16 protein-coding genes and 1 pseudogene are annotated in these 15,051 nt (G+C 68.5%); 6 read left to right on the top strand and 11 right to left on the bottom strand.

Annotated features, from left to right (window positions below; all coding sequences use genetic code 11):
• Window positions 1–23 precede the first annotated feature (23 nt).
• Entirely contained in the window at window positions 24–485 is a 462-nt protein-coding gene (locus BN996_RS11475) for a hypothetical protein (RefSeq protein ID WP_007275738.1), read from the top strand.
• Window positions 486–566: 81 nt separating this feature from the next.
• On the opposite strand, the gene BN996_RS11470 is transcribed toward BN996_RS11475, so the two are convergent.
• A complete protein-coding gene (locus tag BN996_RS11470) occupies window positions 567–1,490 on the bottom strand; it encodes a sulfide-dependent adenosine diphosphate thiazole synthase (protein ID WP_089779135.1) in 924 nt (307 codons plus the stop codon).
• Window positions 1,491–1,580: 90 nt separating this feature from the next.
• Between BN996_RS11470 and BN996_RS11465 the strand changes: the two are divergent.
• Window positions 1,581–2,610: pseudogene (locus tag BN996_RS11465) on the top strand (dihydrolipoamide acetyltransferase family protein).
• A gap of 7 nt (window positions 2,611–2,617) precedes the next feature.
• On the opposite strand, the gene BN996_RS11460 reads toward BN996_RS11465, so the two are convergent.
• The 3 genes from BN996_RS11460 to BN996_RS11450 are packed head-to-tail and all read right to left on the bottom strand — an operon-like array spanning window position 2,618 to window position 5,700.
• On the bottom strand, window positions 2,618–3,658 hold the full coding sequence (locus BN996_RS11460; protein ID WP_089779133.1) for an NAD(+)/NADH kinase: 1,041 nt from the start codon (window positions 3,656–3,658) through the stop codon (window positions 2,618–2,620).
• Complete coding sequence (locus BN996_RS11455) at window positions 3,659–4,669, bottom strand: alpha-ketoacid dehydrogenase subunit beta (RefSeq protein ID WP_089779131.1); 1,011 nt, start codon at window positions 4,667–4,669, stop codon at window positions 3,659–3,661.
• Complete coding sequence (locus tag BN996_RS11450) at window positions 4,666–5,700, bottom strand: thiamine pyrophosphate-dependent dehydrogenase E1 component subunit alpha (protein WP_089779130.1); 1,035 nt, start codon at window positions 5,698–5,700, stop codon at window positions 4,666–4,668. The genes BN996_RS11455 and BN996_RS11450 overlap by 4 nt, the downstream gene beginning before the upstream one ends.
• A 250-nt stretch (window positions 5,701–5,950) precedes the next feature.
• On the opposite strand from BN996_RS11450, the gene BN996_RS11445 reads away from it, so the two are divergent.
• Both BN996_RS11445 and BN996_RS11440 read left to right on the top strand, forming a co-directional pair.
• Window positions 5,951–6,931: a glutathione S-transferase family protein gene (locus BN996_RS11445; protein WP_089779128.1), complete on the top strand. Its 981-nt coding sequence runs from the start codon at window positions 5,951–5,953 to the stop codon at window positions 6,929–6,931.
• A 97-nt stretch (window positions 6,932–7,028) separates the two neighbouring features.
• Window positions 7,029–8,102 carry a molybdopterin-dependent oxidoreductase gene (locus tag BN996_RS11440; RefSeq protein WP_089779126.1) on the top strand — a complete coding sequence of 358 codons (1,074 nt, stop codon included), beginning with the start codon at window positions 7,029–7,031 and terminating at the stop codon, window positions 8,100–8,102.
• Window positions 8,103–8,108: 6 nt separating this feature from the next.
• Here the strand turns inward: BN996_RS11440 and BN996_RS20685 are convergent, their stop codons facing one another.
• The 6 genes from BN996_RS20685 to aspS all read right to left on the bottom strand — a co-directional run bounded on the left by BN996_RS20685 (window position 8,109) and on the right by aspS (window position 12,743).
• Window positions 8,109–8,234: a hypothetical protein gene (locus BN996_RS20685; RefSeq protein WP_264371808.1), complete on the bottom strand. Its 126-nt coding sequence runs from the start codon at window positions 8,232–8,234 to the stop codon at window positions 8,109–8,111.
• Between the two features lie 163 nt (window positions 8,235–8,397).
• On the bottom strand, window positions 8,398–8,874 hold the full coding sequence (locus BN996_RS11435) for a hypothetical protein (protein WP_089779124.1): 477 nt from the start codon (window positions 8,872–8,874) through the stop codon (window positions 8,398–8,400).
• A gap of 60 nt (window positions 8,875–8,934) precedes the next feature.
• Complete coding sequence (locus BN996_RS11430; protein WP_089779123.1) at window positions 8,935–9,690, bottom strand: 4-phosphopantoate--beta-alanine ligase; 756 nt, start codon at window positions 9,688–9,690, stop codon at window positions 8,935–8,937.
• A 96-nt stretch (window positions 9,691–9,786) separates the two neighbouring features.
• A complete protein-coding gene (locus BN996_RS11425; RefSeq protein WP_089779121.1) occupies window positions 9,787–10,620 on the bottom strand; it encodes a pantoate kinase in 834 nt (277 codons plus the stop codon).
• Between the two features lie 82 nt (window positions 10,621–10,702).
• On the bottom strand, window positions 10,703–11,143 hold the full coding sequence (locus tag BN996_RS11420; protein WP_089779119.1) for an SHOCT domain-containing protein: 441 nt from the start codon (window positions 11,141–11,143) through the stop codon (window positions 10,703–10,705).
• A 295-nt stretch (window positions 11,144–11,438) separates the two neighbouring features.
• Complete coding sequence (gene aspS, locus BN996_RS11415; protein ID WP_004970163.1) at window positions 11,439–12,743, bottom strand: aspartate--tRNA(Asn) ligase; 1,305 nt, start codon at window positions 12,741–12,743, stop codon at window positions 11,439–11,441.
• A gap of 159 nt (window positions 12,744–12,902) precedes the next feature.
• Here aspS and BN996_RS11410 point away from each other — a divergent pair, with 159 nt between their 5' ends.
• Window positions 12,903–13,454 carry a cupin domain-containing protein gene (locus BN996_RS11410; RefSeq protein WP_089779117.1) on the top strand — a complete coding sequence of 184 codons (552 nt, stop codon included), beginning with the start codon at window positions 12,903–12,905 and terminating at the stop codon, window positions 13,452–13,454.
• Window positions 13,455–13,532: 78 nt separating this feature from the next.
• Entirely contained in the window at window positions 13,533–14,291 is a 759-nt protein-coding gene (locus BN996_RS11405) for a DUF4013 domain-containing protein (protein ID WP_089779929.1), read from the top strand.
• Between the two features lie 24 nt (window positions 14,292–14,315).
• Here BN996_RS11405 and BN996_RS20915 read toward each other — a convergent pair whose 3' ends face one another.
• A complete protein-coding gene (locus BN996_RS20915) occupies window positions 14,316–15,038 on the bottom strand; it encodes a phosphoglycerol geranylgeranyltransferase (protein ID WP_089779115.1) in 723 nt (240 codons plus the stop codon).
• Between the last annotated feature and the right edge of the window lie 13 nt (window positions 15,039–15,051).

The following is a 15,051-nucleotide window of genomic DNA, read 5'->3' as shown; positions in this document are numbered from 1 at the left end:
TCGCCCCGCTGTCGACGGGTGGTATGGCCTCGTTCCTCGCGGAGCTTCTCGGCGCGCCCTTCAACGCGTTTCACCTCTTGTTCTTGGGGCTCGTCGGCTACTGGGTGTCTCTCGACGCCGCCGAGCGGGGGAGCAACGCGAGTCTCCTGTGGGCGCTCGGCTGTGTCGTCTTCGAACCGCTCGTCGTCGGGTATCTGCTCTACCGGAGCCGTATCGGCGGGCGGACTGAGCCCGCGGGCGTTCAGGAGCGGCTCGTCGGCAGTTTCGTTATCGGTCACTTCGTCGCGGCGCGGCTCTGGTTCGCATTGCGACTCCTCGACGTAATCGCGTCGGTGGCGTACCCGCCGGTCGTCGAGTTGCAGTACTATCTGGCGTTGCTCGCCGTCGGTGTCGTCCCCGGCTTTCTGCTCGTGTGGAACCGTGGGTGGGCGCGACTCAGGCGAACGCTCGGCTGGGTTCACGAGCAGGAACGCGAGGGAATCTAGTAACGGAAAACGGGTCGGGAGCGACCCAGAACGAGTGTCAGAGGCGTCGGGGGAGCCGACAATCGGACCGTCGGGAGACGGTCAGTCGTCGGCCGGAGCGGGACCGGAGATGCTCACCTCGGGCGCGTCACGGCCGAGTTCGTCGAGACAGGACTGCGCCGCCTGCCGGCCAGAGAGCAACATGGCACCGAACGTCGGGCCCATGCGCGGCAGGTGGTGGGCGGTGGCGACGGCCATGCCGGAGGCGACGACGCCGGGGTGGACGACGCCCGTCGCGTCGACGATGCTGTCTTCGCTCTCAGAGACCCACATCGAGTCGTGGCCGGGGGAGTCGTGGCCGGGCGCGCCGTACTCGCCGTCGGCGGTCTTGTCCATGCCCGTGTTGTGTTCCTTGGCGTGTTCGATGCCGTTCACGTCGAGGACGCCGCGCTCGGAGAGCTTCGAGAGGACGACCGCGTCGTGGCCGGTCGCGTCGAGGACGAGGTCGGACTCGACCGCGATGGGGTCGACGCAGGTGAGTTCCCGCGGGAGCGCGTGGACCGGCGTCCAGTTCATGACGATGCCGCCGACGCGGTCGTCCTCGCGGAGGACGACGTCGGTGAACTCCGTCATGTTCTGGATTTTCGCGCCGGCGTCGCAGGCGGCCTTGATGAGCGCGGAACAGGCGTGCGGGCCGTCGGCGACGTACAGCCCCTCGGCCTCGTCGCTCTCCTCGTAGGGGACGCCGAGTTCGTCGAGGACGCGCTGGGCCGGGTCGCGGACGGTCACCTTGTTCATCAGGAAGCCGCCCAGCCAGAAGCCGCCGCCGAGGTAGTTGTTCTTCTCCACGATGGTCACCTCGACGCCGCGCTCGGCGAGTTCCTTGGCCGCGACGAGCCCGGAGGGCCCGCCGCCCACGACGATGACCTCGGTGTCGGTGCGCTCGCGGAACTCCTCCATCCACGAGTCGGAAATCGCGCGTGTGACCTGTGCTTCTGTCGCGTCGGTGAATCCGTCGAACGACATACCACCTAGTGATACCACCTAGTAGTAAAGTCTGGTGGTCGCGGCCGCGGCGACCTAGATATATCACGGACTATAGTGTATGTTGTACCCATGGCGTACGTAGTCAAGATGCCCAAGCTCGGGTTAGAGATGAAGTCCGGCGAGCTCTCGGCGTGGCTCGTCTCGGAGGGCGACGAGGTCACCGAGGGCGAGCCGATCGCCGAAATCGAGTCGGAGAAGACGACCGCGGAGATTGACGCCAAGGAGGACGGCGTTCTGCGGCGCGTCGTTCTCGCGGAAGGCGAGTCGACAGCGCCCGGCGGCGCGTTGGCTATCGTCGCCGGGGCGGACGAGGACATCTCCGGGTTAGAGGCGGACGCGGGCGTCGGCGAGGGCGGAGACCGCGGGGGCCGAGACGACCGACGCGACCGCCGCGAGCGAGCCGGTCGAGACCGAACGCCCGCTATCCGGGATGCGCCGCACCATCGCCGACCGACTCGGCGAGAGCTACCGCGAGGCGGTCCACGTCACGGTCGACCGCCGCGCCGACGCGGAGGAACTGCTCGCCGCGGCCGACGCCGCCGACGACGCCCTCGACGCGGACGTATCGATAACGGACGTCCTCCTGCTCGTACTTTCGGCGTCACTCGACGAGCACCCCGAGTTCAACGCGACTTTCGAGGACGGTGTCCACCGGCTCCACGGGGAGCACAACATCTGCGTCGCGGTCGACATCGACGAGGGGCTCATCGCGCCGGTCGTCCGCGACGTCGCCTCGCTGTCGCTGGCCGAACTCGCCGAGACCCGCGCCGAGGTCACCCAGCGGGCGCTGTCGGGCGACTTCACGATGGACGACCTCTCGGGGGGCACCTTCACCGTCTCGAACCTCGGCGTCCTCGGCGTCGAGTCGTTCGACCCGATAATCAACCCGCCGCAGGTCGCCATCCTCGGCGTCAACACGATTCGCCGGGAGGCCGTGCCGACCGACGACGGCGACGTGACCGTCCGGCGGGTCATCTCCTTTTCGCTGTCGTTCGACCACCGCATCGTCGACGGGGCGGACGCCGCCCGCATGCTCGGCACGCTCGTCGAACACGTCGAGAACCCGTGGTCGCTCGTCATCGCCGCCGGCGGGCGGTGAAAAAGGCTCACCCGAGCCTGAAGCGCCCGTCGTCGGCCGCCCGTTCGAGGACCGCCTCGACGTCGACCAGTCGCGGGCCGTCGCTCACCGGACGGAGGCGGACGGTCCCGTTTCGCACCTCGTGTTCCCGCTCGCCGTCGACGCTTATGACCCCGCGGTCGACCTCGAACGCGTAGTCCTCGCCGTCGTCGAGGACGCGGTGTTCGGCCACGTCGACCGTCGAGAGGCGTCCGGGGACGGTAATCGCCCTGACCGTCGTGGCCGGGCTGGTCGCCGCGTCCGCCGCATCCGGCGCGTCTGTCCCGTCAGCCCCGTCGCGGGACAGCCGGAAGCCGACGCCGCCGGGGTCGTCAGGTCGGTGCGTGACGAGACCGCCGGCGATGCCCGAAAGCCCGATTTCCGCGGGCGACGACCGCGAGACGACGCCGCCGACGATGTCGCTCGGGTCGAGAATCGCCCGCGTGCCGACGAAGGGGCGGTCGAGGACGCCGACGGTGGCGAGGCCGCGGATGACCGTCGTCTCCTCGGACCGGACGACGTCGACCTCGACGGTCCCGTGGCGCGTCGTCGCCTCCGCCGCGGAGACGGCCCCGCTTCCGACGAGGGCGGCGGCCGCGCCCGCGACCGTGCCGTCGACGGGCGTCGGGACGACGTTGTTCGTCCCCGTCGAGATGCTCACGACCGGCACGTCGCCGATGGTCTGGGCCACGTCTCGCGTCGTGCCGTCGCCGCCGAGGACGACGACGGCGTCGGCGTGGTCCGCGAAGTGGGCCGCGGCCGTTCTGCTGTCCCGACCCGACGCGGTGACCGTCATGTCTACGAACTCGACGCTGACACCGTCGGGCGCGTCGTCGACGATGCGGTCGGCGAGCCCCGTGTTGTCGGGCATGACCAGCACCTCCGCGTCGTCGACGAGCGTCAACCCCGCGAGGACGCAGCCCGCGGTGCGGCGTTTCGCGTAGTTGTTACTGACGCTCGCGCCGCCGGTGAGCCGTCGGATGTCGCGGCCGGCGGCGGGGTTGACGACGAGCCCGATAGTGGTCGTCACTTACACGATGCGGTTGATTGCGGCTTCCACGTCGGAGCCGTGGGGGAGCACCTCCTCTTCGAGCGCGGGGCTGAAGGGGATGTGAACGTCGGCGACGCCAACCCGCTGGATGGGCGCGTCGAGGCTGTAGAACGCGTTCTCCATGACGCGCGTCGCCACCTCGGCGTGGGTCCCGTACGAAAGCGGGCTCTCGTCGGCGATGACGAGGCGGCCGGTCTTCTTGACGCTCTCGACCAGCGTCTCGGTGTCCATCGGGTAGAGCGACCGGAGGTCGACGACCTCGACGCTCGTCTGCCCCGCGAGTTCCTCGGCGAGTTCGAGCGACTCGCCGACCATGCGCTGGGTGGCGACGACGGTCACGTCCTCGCCCTCGCGCTCGACGCTCGCGGTGCCGATCGGGATGGTGAAGTCATCGTCGAGCGGGACCTCGCCCTTCTGTTCGTATATCTGCTTGTTCTCGAAGACGATGACCGGGTCGTCCGACCGGATGGCCGACTTCAACAGGCCCTTGGCGGACGCCGGCGTCGCGGGCGCGACGGCCATCACGCCGGGGAAGTGGGCGAACCACGTGTGAATCGTCCCGGAGTGCTGGCTGGCCGCGCCGCTGCCGCCGCCCTCGGTCGTTCGGACGGTGACGGGCATCTCCGTCTTGCCGCCGAACATGTAGCGGTTCTTCGCCATCTGGTTGATTATCTGTTCGGAGCAGACGCCGATGAAGTCCGAGAACATGATTTCGACGACCGGCCGCGTCCCGGTCGCCGCCGCGCCGACCGCCGCGCCCATGAAGCCGGCCTCGCTGATGGGCGTGTCGCGGACGCGCTCCTCGCCGAACTGCTCGACGAGGTCACCCGTGACCTCGTAGACGCCGCCGAACTTCCCGACGTCCTCGCCCATGACGAACACGTCGTCGTCGCGGTCGAGCTCCTCGCGGAGGGCGAGCCGAATCGCCTCCCGGATGGTCATCTCCTTCGTCTGGTCCGGGCCGGTTCCGCTTTCGGTCTCGGTGCTCATCGGTCCTCACCTCCGTCGGCCCGCATCCCGCTGGAAAAGTCGCTTATCTCCGGGACGGCCGCGTTGAACATGTCCTCGTACGCCTCGCTGGGGTCCGGATACGCCGCCTCTTTCGCCTTTCCGACGGCGTCTTCGATCTGCTGGTCGATTTCGGCTTTCATCTCGTCGAACTCGTCTTCGGTTATCGTTCCCGCCTCTACGAGCCGTCGCTTGAACGTCTCGATGGCGTCGCGGTCCTTCCAGATCGCCACGTCCTCCTCGGTCCGATACGGCTGTTGGTCGCCCTCGAAGTGGCCGTGGTACCGATACGTCTCGGCCTCGATGAACGTCGGCCCCTCGCCGTCGGCGGCCCGCTTGCGCGCCTCCTTGACGGCCTCGTAGACGGCGGTGATGTCCATCCCGTCGACGGTGAAACCGGGGATGTTGTACGCCTCCGCGGTCTCGCTGAGGTTCTGGACGTTGTGCTGTTTCTCGACGGGCGTCGCCTCGCCGTACTGGTTGTTCTCGACGAGGAACACCGCCGGCAGGTTCCACGTCGCCGCGAGGTTGATGGCCTCGTGGACCTGTCCCTGTGCGACCGCGCCGTCGCCGAAGAACGCCAGCGCGACGGTGTCTTCGCCTTTCAGGTGCGAGGTGAGCGCGGCACCCGTCGCCAGCGGCGGCCCCGCGCCGACGATGCCGTTCGCCCCGAGCATCCCCGCGTCGACGTCCGCGATGTGCATCGACCCGCCTTTGCCGTTGCAGTAGCCGTTTGCCTTCCCGAACAGTTCGGCCATCATCAGGTCCGGGTCGAGTCCCTTCGAGATACAGTGGCCGTGACCCCTGTGGGTGCTCGTGATGTAGTCGTCCGATTCGAGGGCCGAACACGCGCCGACCCCGACCGCTTCCTCACCGACGTAGAGGTGGACGAACCCGGGGAGTTCGCCGTCGCTGAATAGGTCGGCCGCCTTCGTGTCGAACGCCCGAATCGTGAGCATCCGGCGAAGCGCCTCGCGCTGTCCATCCTCCGTCTCGATGTCTAGTACCACCATGCGACGTACCAACAAATGCCATAATCTATGATGACTTTTTCTCAACGTGGCAGTTATCGAGTCTGTCTCGCGGATGTGACTGTGCAATCGAATAACATGGGCGTGCCCCGTTTGTGATGGAAATCAAACATGTAGCGGCGGCCGCGCGATGGCGACCCAGTTTGCCGACCGGTTACACCGATGTCGCCTCCCAACTTTTGGTGGTCACGTCCCAACGGACGGCTATGCAAGCACTCCAGGTCGTGGTCGCATGAACATGCTCTACGAAGGCGAGTGGCGGACCGACAAGTTCGTCGCCAACAACGAGGACGGCGAGTTCGAGCGCCAGACGACCGACTTCCGCAACTGGGTCGGCGAGGACGAGCGGTTCCCGGTCGAGGCCGGTCGGTACCACCTCTACATCTGCCGGGCGTGTCCGTGGGCCCACCGCACCGCGATGACGCGCGCGCTGAAGGGCCTCGAAGACGCGGTTTCGCTGTCGCTCGTCGAACCCGTCCGCATCGACGACGGCTGGGAGTTCTCCGAGGACCTCCCGGACCCGCTGTACGGCGAGGGGTTCCTCCGCGATATCTACCTCCGCGCCGACGACGAGTTCACCGGGCGCGTCACCGTCCCCGTGCTGTGGGACAAACGGCGCGAGACCATCGTCAACAACGAGTCCCGCGAAATCATGCGGATGCTCGACGAGGCGTTCGCCCCCCTCGCAGAGCACGACGTGGACCTCAACCCCGACGGCTACGAAGAGGAGGTCGACCGCCTCATCGACGAAATTTACGAGCCGGTCAACAACGGCGTCTACCGCGCCGGGTTCGCAACCACCCAAGAAGCCTACGAGGAGGCCGTCGAGGAGCTGTTCGACGCGCTGGACCACTGGGACGAGGTGCTCGACGACCAGCGGTTCCTCGCGGGCGACGTGCTCACCGAGGCGGACATCGCGATGTTCGCGACGCTCATCCGCTTCGACCACGTCTACCACACGCACTTCAAGTGCAACAAGAGGGCTATCCACGAGTACGATAACCTCTGGAACTACACGAAGGAGTTCTACCAACTCCCCGGCGTCGCAAAGACGGTCAACATGGACCACATCGTCCGGCACTACTTCGTCAGCCACGGCGACATCAACCCCAAGCGCATCTACGGCGTCGGCCCCGACCTCGACTTCGACGCGGAACACGACCGCGACCGCCTCCCGGCGGACCTCCCCGCGGCGCTGACGGCCGACGACTGAGCCGTCTCCGCTCGGTTTTCGCGCTCGTCTCCGCCCCGTCCCCGTTCTCGTCGCCTCCCGCGACACCCTATTCCCGCTTGAAGCGCTATCACTTCACATGGCAAGCCGCGCGGCCCGCGCGCTCCGGCGAGTCGAACCGCCGCCGCGGGCGGTCGACTGGTCCATCTTCGCGCTCGTCGTCTTCGAGGCGCTTTCGGGCGTGCTGAGCCTCGGGGCCGGCCACCCGGCCAACGGCCTCCTGTTCGTCGTCCACGGCGTCGCCGGACTCTCGCTCGTCGTTCTCGTCGGGTTCAAGCTCCACCGCGTCCGCCGCCGCGTCCTCGACTCGCGGCTCCGCGACCGCCACACCGCGCTCTCGGTCGTCCTCGCGGTCGTCGCGCTCGCGGCCCTCGGCACCGGCGTCGCGTGGGTGCTCGGCGTCGAGGTCCGAATCGCGTTCTGGACGCTTCTCAACGTCCACATCGGCTTCGGCCTGCTCGTGGTTCCGATTCTTTTCGTCCACCTTCGGGCGCGCTTCCGCCCGCCCCGCCGGGTCGACTTCGCGGAGCGACGCCGGGCGCTCCAGTACGGCGCGATACTCGTCTTCGGCGCGGCGACCTACCGGGCGACCGAGACGATGGGGGCGCTCCGGGGCGTCGGCCGTTGGTTCACCGGGTCGCGGCCGCTCCCGCCCGGCGAGGGCAACGACGCCTTTCCGGTGACGAGTTGGGTCGCCGACGACCCCGACCCCGTCGACCCCGACTCGTGGTCGCTTTCGGTCGCGGGACTGGTCGACCGCCCGCTCGAACTCGACCGGTCGGACCTCGCGCCCGACGAGACGCGGTCGGCCCTCTTGGACTGCACGAGCGGATGGTACACCGAGCAGAACTGGACCGGCGTCAGACTCGGCGACGCGCTCGATACCGCGGGTTTTCACTCGTCGGCGCGGTGGGTGACGGTCCGGTCGGTGACGGGCTTTCGCTGGTCGTTTCCCATCGCGGAGGCCCGCGAGATGCTGTTGGCGACGCGCGTCGGCGGCGAACCGCTCTCGCACGGCCACGGCGCGCCGCTCCGACTGGTCGCGCCGAACCGCCGCGGGTTCCAGTGGGTCAAGTGGGTCGATACGGTCGAGGTGCGGCGGCGACGCGACCCGGCGCAGTGGTTCGCGGTGCTGGTAAGCGGGTTCAGCTAGCGGCGCTCACCACGGGAGAATCCACAGCACGTCCACGAGGCGGTCTAAAATCGTCTTTTCCCTCTCGTCGTCCTCGTCGGTCTTGTCGTCGGCGTCCGGGCTGTCCGGGCCGCGCGCGTCGCTGGAGGGCATACTCACACCATACTCGTCAACGTACGAATATTTTCTGTGACCGCGCGCGCCGAATCGAGGCCGGTAACGAGCGACGGGCGGCACGGTTCGGTCGGTGACGGAGGTTCGCCGACCGGTACCCATCGCGGTCGCCGGAACGCCGCGGATTCTGTGTGTTCGACCGTCAGGCGTTCGCGGAGGCCTCTGTCGCCGCGTCGCGGGTCGCGGCGCGCCCACCGTGAGACCGCCACGCGACGAGGCCGGCACCGAAAAGCAGGAGGCCGCCGGCGACGAGCAAGAACGGTTCCGCGCCGAGGACGAGTCGCGTCGTCCCGTCGAACGTCTGGACCGTGGTGTAAAGCCCCGGGTCACGGACGTAGTGGGACACGGCCACGAGCGAATAGCCGATTTCGACGCCGCCGACCGCGACTGGGAGGACCGCGGCGTACTTCCATCGGAGTGCGGCCAGCGCCCCGACGACGCCGACGCCCCCGAGCCGCGCCAGCAGGTACTCCTCGTGGTTGAGCCGGCCGCCCCACCCCGTCGTTATCGTCCCGTCGTATCCCGGTGCCACGTGGAGCAGTTCCTGATGGATTCCGACGACGACGGCTCCGAAGCCGGCGACTGCCATAACGACTGCGAGGGTTCGCTGACGGTCCATATCGACACGACACATGTCGCCCAGAAATAGCTTTGCGACCGGTCTGGTCTCGCCCGCTCCTCACTCGTCGCTTCCGCTCCGAATCGCGCGTTCGGCGGCGTCGAGGGCGGCGTCGGCGTCGAAGTCGGCGACGATGGCTTCCAGTTCCTCGCGCGTCGCGCCCGCGTCCCGCAGGTCGCGGGCGTGAGCCGCGACGTTCGGCACGGCGCGCACGATGTTGTCGACGATGGGGACCGTCGCGACCTGCGCCGACCGCGACATCGGGTTGAGGTCGACGACGATTTCGACTTTGTCCATCGCGCCGAGCGCCTCGGCCCGGTCGCCGTCCTCCAGCGGGACGACGACCACGTCGGCGCTCCCGATGCCGTCGGCGTCGACTTTCGCGCGCTCGTGGTCGATGCCCGGAATCCGCCCGTCGGCGGCGAGGCCCTTCACCTCGCTCGCGCCGTGGTCGCGCAGGTGGTCCACGATGGCCCGCATGCGCTCGTCGGTGCGGTTGAACAGGTTCACCTCGATGTCGGCGTCGACGGCCTCGGCGAGGTCGACGATTTCGCCGGGACAGAGCGCCGCGACGTTCCCGTTGACGGAGATGACCGGCTGGTCCGCGAGCAGGAGATGCGCCGCGGCCGCCCGCGCCGCCTCGTCCGCGCTCGGAATCGTCCGCTCGCCGAGGAGGTAGTCGAACGCCTCGCCGCGCCCCTGCGCGATGAGTCCCTGCCGGCTCGTGATACCCTTCTCGACGCCCTCCTCGATGCGGTGGCGGGTGAGAAGCGACTGGTATCTCGGGTGGCTCTCGGGAATCTCGATGTCGCTCATTGGTGGTGGGTCGTCGCCGCGGCAGTAACACGTTTTCTCATCGGGACGGGCGGGGCCCCGAAACGACGCCGACCGTCCAAGAGCCTTCGCGGCCGCCTACTCGCTCAGCAGCGTCGCGCCCGCGGGGTGGACGCGGCAGCGCTCTGGGTCGTAGCCGGCGTCCGACAGCCCCGACCCGACCGCGAACACCGTCTCGCCCAGCATCGCCATCGACCCGTCGCCGCCGGCCGCGCGCACGTCGTCGATGGCGGCTTCGACCCGGTCGGTCAGTAAACCGGCGTCGCGGGCGAACCGCCGCGACTCGGCGACGAAGCGGTCGAGCGTCGGCTCGGCGCGGAGTTCTTCGAGGGCCGTCTCGCCGGCGGCGGTGAGCGCCGTCGTGTCCCCGGACAGCACGTCGGCCGTCGAGAGGCCGCCGAACGCGACGTACTCGATTTCGGGGCGCGCGGGGATGCCGTCCATCCGACCGTGGGCCGGCGCGCCGGGGTCGATCCGAATCGGCATCCCGCCGCGGGCCTGCGCGACCACGTCTCCGAGGCCGGTCCCCGCGCGAACCTCAGCGACGTGGGCGAGCGTGACGAGTTCGTTTTCCGACCGGCCGCAGGAGAAGACCGCGTTCGCCGCGAGCGCCGTCCCGAGCGCCATCGCCCCCGAGACGCCGAAGCCCGCGCCGAGCGGGAGGTCGCTTTCGGCGTCGACGGCGGCCGTCGCGTCGAGCGCCCGAAGCACGTCCGCGACGGGGGGCATCTCGACCGCCTCGCCGTCGAGGCTGACGGTGGTCTCCTGCGCCGGTTCGACCGTCACGGTGACGCCGTGAGAGAGCGTCAGTCCCGCGCCGCGAGAGCCGGCGACCGCCGGGTCGTCGGCGGGGTGGGCGCTGAAAAAGCCCGTGACGTGACCGGGTACGAACGCCGTCGCGTCGTCGCTCATCGGTGGTTCTACGGCGGGGGTCGGTTAACGGTGTTGCGTTTCGTCGCGTCCGAGCCCCACCCGCCTCGTTCGCGGTTCGCGCTCAATCGCGGTCGAACTCCCGCTCTCGCTCCGCCTCGCCTGCCTCGCCCTCGCGCCGGCGTGCCGCGGCTGACTCCCGGGCATCGGTGACCGTCTCGGTCTCCAACAGTCGCTCGACTTTCGCCTCGAACTCATCCTCGGAGAGTTCGCCGGTCGCGTAGCGCCGCCGGAGCGCTTCGAGCGCGTCTTCGGTCTCCGTCGTCGACTCGTCCGCGCCGTCGCCGCGGCGGGACTCGTAGATGCGCGCGAGGGCGAGCGCGGCGGGGAGCACGCCCGCGAAGCCGACCGGGAAGACGACCCAGAACCACGACTCCCCGAGCGCGAGCAGGCCGAAGCCGACCAGAAAGATGAGCGCCACGACGACGCCGGCGACCAACTGTTCGAGCGACGAGTCCTCGTCTCCTTCGGCGTCGTCGTCGACGACGCGCTCCGCGTCGGTCAACGGTTGCCCCCGCGACGACGTGCGTGCATAGTGCTCTAACGTGTCCGAGAGCTAACGACTGTTTCGCAAAAAATGAGGCGCGTCAGTGGGCGTGTCGTCGCTTAAGACGACAGGCGCTGGCGGCCCGGCGTGTCGTCGCTTAAGACGACAGGCGCTGGCGGTCCGACGAGACTCGCGTGCGCCCGTCTCGTTGGCTCGCCACGTCTTCGCCCTACGGCTCAGACGGTGGCGGTCTCGCGGGAACTCGGTCGCGGCAAAGCCGCTCCCGGCTCCCGTGCTCGTGTTGCGCCTTCGTCTACGGACTCAGGCGTTGTCTGTCTCGTGGGAACAGAACAGCTTCCCGGATGTTCTCCAGTCCGAGCATCGTCATGATGAGTCGCTCGCCGCCGAGCCCGAAGCCGGCGTGCGGGGGCATGCCGTACTTGAACATCTTCGTGTAGTACTCGAACGCGTCGGGGTCGAGGCCCTGCTGTTCGAAGCCGGCGACGAGGTGGTCGAAGCGGTGTTCACGCTGGCCGCCCGAGACGAGTTCCATGTTCGGGTGCATCATGTCGAAGCCCGTCGAGAGCGTCTCGTCGTCGTCGTGGTCCTTGATGTAGAACGGCTTGATTTCGCTGGGCCAGTCGGTGATGAAGTAGTGCTCGCCGACGTCCTCGCCGAGCGCCTTCTCGCCCTCGGTGGGGAGGTCGTCGCCCCAGACGAGCTGTTCGTCGAGTTCGCCCGTGGCGTTGATGCGCTGGATGGCCTCCTCGTAGGTGAGCCGCGGGAACTCACCGGACGGCGCTTCGAACTCGTCTTCGAGACCGAGCGCTTCGAGCTCGTCCTGACAGTTCTCCTCGACGGCCTCGTAGGCGGCCGTGACGACGGCCTCACACACGTCCATCGCCTCCGTGTGGTCGATGAAGGCGGATTCGAAGTCGATGGAGGTCGCCTCGTTGAGGTGGCGGGGCGTGTTGTGCTCTTCGGCGCGGAAGATGGGGCCGACCTCGAAGACGCGCTCCAGACCGGAGCCGACCATCAGCTGTTTGAACAGCTGGGGCGACTGGTTCATGAACGCCTCCTTGCCGAAGTACGTGATGGGGAAGAGCTCGGTGCCGCCCTCGGTCCCCGTGGCGACGATTTTCGGCGTGTTGATCTCGGTGGCGCGGAGGTCGCGGAACTGCTCGCGGACGGCGCGCTGGACCTCGGCGCGAATCTCGAAGATGGCCTTGACCTCGTCCTTGCGGAGGTCGAGCGTGCGGTTGTCGAGGCGCGTCGAGAGCTCGGCGTCGACCTTGCCGGAGGGGTCGAGCGGGAGCTGCGCCTCGGCCTCGGCGATGACGTCGAGGCTCTCGGGCGTGACCTCGACGCCCGTCGGCGCGCGCGGCTCTTCGGCGACCTCGCCGGTCACGGAGATGACGCTCTCGCGGTGGACGCCGAGACCCGTCTCGACGAGGTCGTCGTCCATCTCGTCCTTCTCGAACTTGACCTGAATCTTGCCGGAGGTGTCCCGGAGAATCAGAAACGCGATGCCGCCGAGGTCACGGATTTCGTGGACCCAGCCGGCGACGGTGACCGTGTCACCGGGCTCGGCGTCGGCCGTGTACGTTCGGTTTCGCATACGACGTGGTTCCCGACCGTTCGTCTTAAACATCGTGTCTTCGCCTCGCTCTGAGGCGTTCGACCGTCCAGTCTCGCACGCGGCGAGTCGAACGCGAGACACGACTTCCCGTGGCAGTCGGTCCCGCGGTACTTAGTCCGCGGCGCGCGTCACCCCGGTATGGCTCCCGACTCACCGGACGCACCCTCGGAGTCCGACCCGGCACCGACCGCCGCCCGCGCCGCCGACCTCGACTGGTCCGAAAGCGGGCGGGGCGACCGCTTCGCGTTCCGCCGGAAGCGACTCGCGGACCGCGCCGGCGGCCGCGACCTCGGCTGTTCGCTCTACGAAGTCCCGCCCGGCAAGCGGCCGTGGCCGACGCACTACCACGAGGGCAACGAGGAGGCGCTGTACGTGCTCTCGGGGTCGGGGGCGCTCCGGACGCGAGAGGGCGCGGCCGACCTCGACCTCGAACCGGACACCTACGTCGCGCTCCCCGCGGGGGAAGACTACGTCAGGCAAATCGAGAACGACGGCGACGAACCGCTCCGGTACCTCGCGCTCTCGACGATGAACCACCCCGACGTGACGGTCTACCCGGACTCCGACAAAGTCGGCGTGTTCTGCGGCGCGCCGCCGGGCGGCGACAAGAACGCCCGGACGCTCCACGGCTACTACCCGCGAGACGCCGAAGTCGGCTACTGGGACGGCGAACCGACGAGCGAGGAGTGAACCGGATGCGCGTCGGGCTACCGTGACGGTTCCGACGCTGAGGTTTATATGCGAATCCGCGGCCACCTCGACTCGGACATGGACGTTTCAGACCTCGAAGCCGCGTTCGCACTCCCGCTCGCCGAAGACACCTCGCTCGATACGGCCGTCATCGGCGTCCTCTCGACGCTCGCGTCGGTCGCCACGCCGCTCGCGGGTATTCTGCTCGCGGGCTACGTCGTCCGCCTCGTTCGCGCCGGCGACCGCGAGGCGACCGCGCTCCCGTCGTTCGACGACCTCACCGGCATGGCCGTCGACGGCGCTCGTCTCTCGGGCGCGCTCGTCGCGCTCCAACTCCCCGCGCTCGCCCTCGCGACCGCCGCCCTTCCGGGGCCGGGGCCGTCGATTGCGATGCTCTCGTACGCGACCCACCCGGAGATGCTCGGGCTTCTCGGCCTCACCGCGCTCGACACCGCCGGACTCGTCGCGGCCGGCCTCGCCTCGCTGGCGGGGTCGTATCTCTCGCTCGTGGCGACGGTCGCCCTCGCCCGCGAGGGGTCGCTCGCCGCATCGGTGCCCGCGGTGCGCGACCTCGCGTTCGACCGCTCGTTCGTCCGCGTCGCCTCGGCCGTCGCGCTCGTCGTCTTCGTCGCCCGTCTGCTCGTCTTCCTCTGTGCTTCGGTGCCGGTCGCCGGGACCGTCCTCGCCGCGCTCGCGTCGTTCCTCTTTCTCGTCGTGTCGGCGACGCTCCTCGGCCGCGGCGCCCCGGCTGTAACGGCTCGCCGCGTCGACGCGACTCGCGATTCGCACGCCGACGGCGTGAACGCGGAGTCGGCGGAGTCGCTGAAGTCGGCGTAGAAACAGAAACCGCGCCCGTGGGGATTACTCGGCGACGAGTTCGGCCGTCGCGTCCTTCGCGCCTTCGACCGTCTCGCGCACCGCGTCGACGCCCTCGTCGTGCAGGAGGTTGCCGACGACGACCGCGTCAGCGTGCTGGCCCATCTCGTATGCCGTCTTCTGCTTGAAAAAAAAAACGCCGTAGAACAGCGTCGCCTCGTCGAGCGCGTCGTGCGCCGCGCCGACCTTCTCGGGGTCGCCGTAGGTGCCCGAATACTCGACGTAGATGATTTTCTGCCCGAACATCTTCTCGGCGACGCGGGCGAACGAGGCCACGTCCTCCGCGGACTGGTCGGTGTCGGCGTCGGTGTACTCGGCGACCGACGACTCGGGGTTCAACACGATGTACGCCTCGGTGTGGGTGCGGTCCCAGTCCAGGCCGTCTTCGATGCGGACCCACTCCTTGTGCGCGCCGGTGATCCAAAACGAGTCGCTCGCGTTGAACACCGTCGGGATGAGATAGCCGTCCAGCGCGTCGTCGTCGATGACGACGCCGGGGTTCGACGGCTCCTGGTAGATTGGCACGTCGTACTTCGCGGTCGCCTCGATGACGCGCTCCATCTTCTCTTCTGTGATGTCGAGCGTCCCGCCGATTTCGAGGGCGTCGGTGCCCGTCTCACACACGTCTTCGAACGTCTCGCCGTCGGCGAGGTCCTTGTCCGGGTCGATTTTGGTGATATGATCCCAGTCTTCCCACGGATAGCTCATTGGTCGCTCTATG

The sequence above is a fragment of the Haloferax massiliensis genome, assembly GCF_001368915.1.
In the GTDB taxonomy this organism is placed as follows: domain Archaea; phylum Halobacteriota; class Halobacteria; order Halobacteriales; family Haloferacaceae; genus Haloferax; species Haloferax massiliensis.
This window is presented reverse-complemented; position numbering and strand designations above follow the sequence as displayed.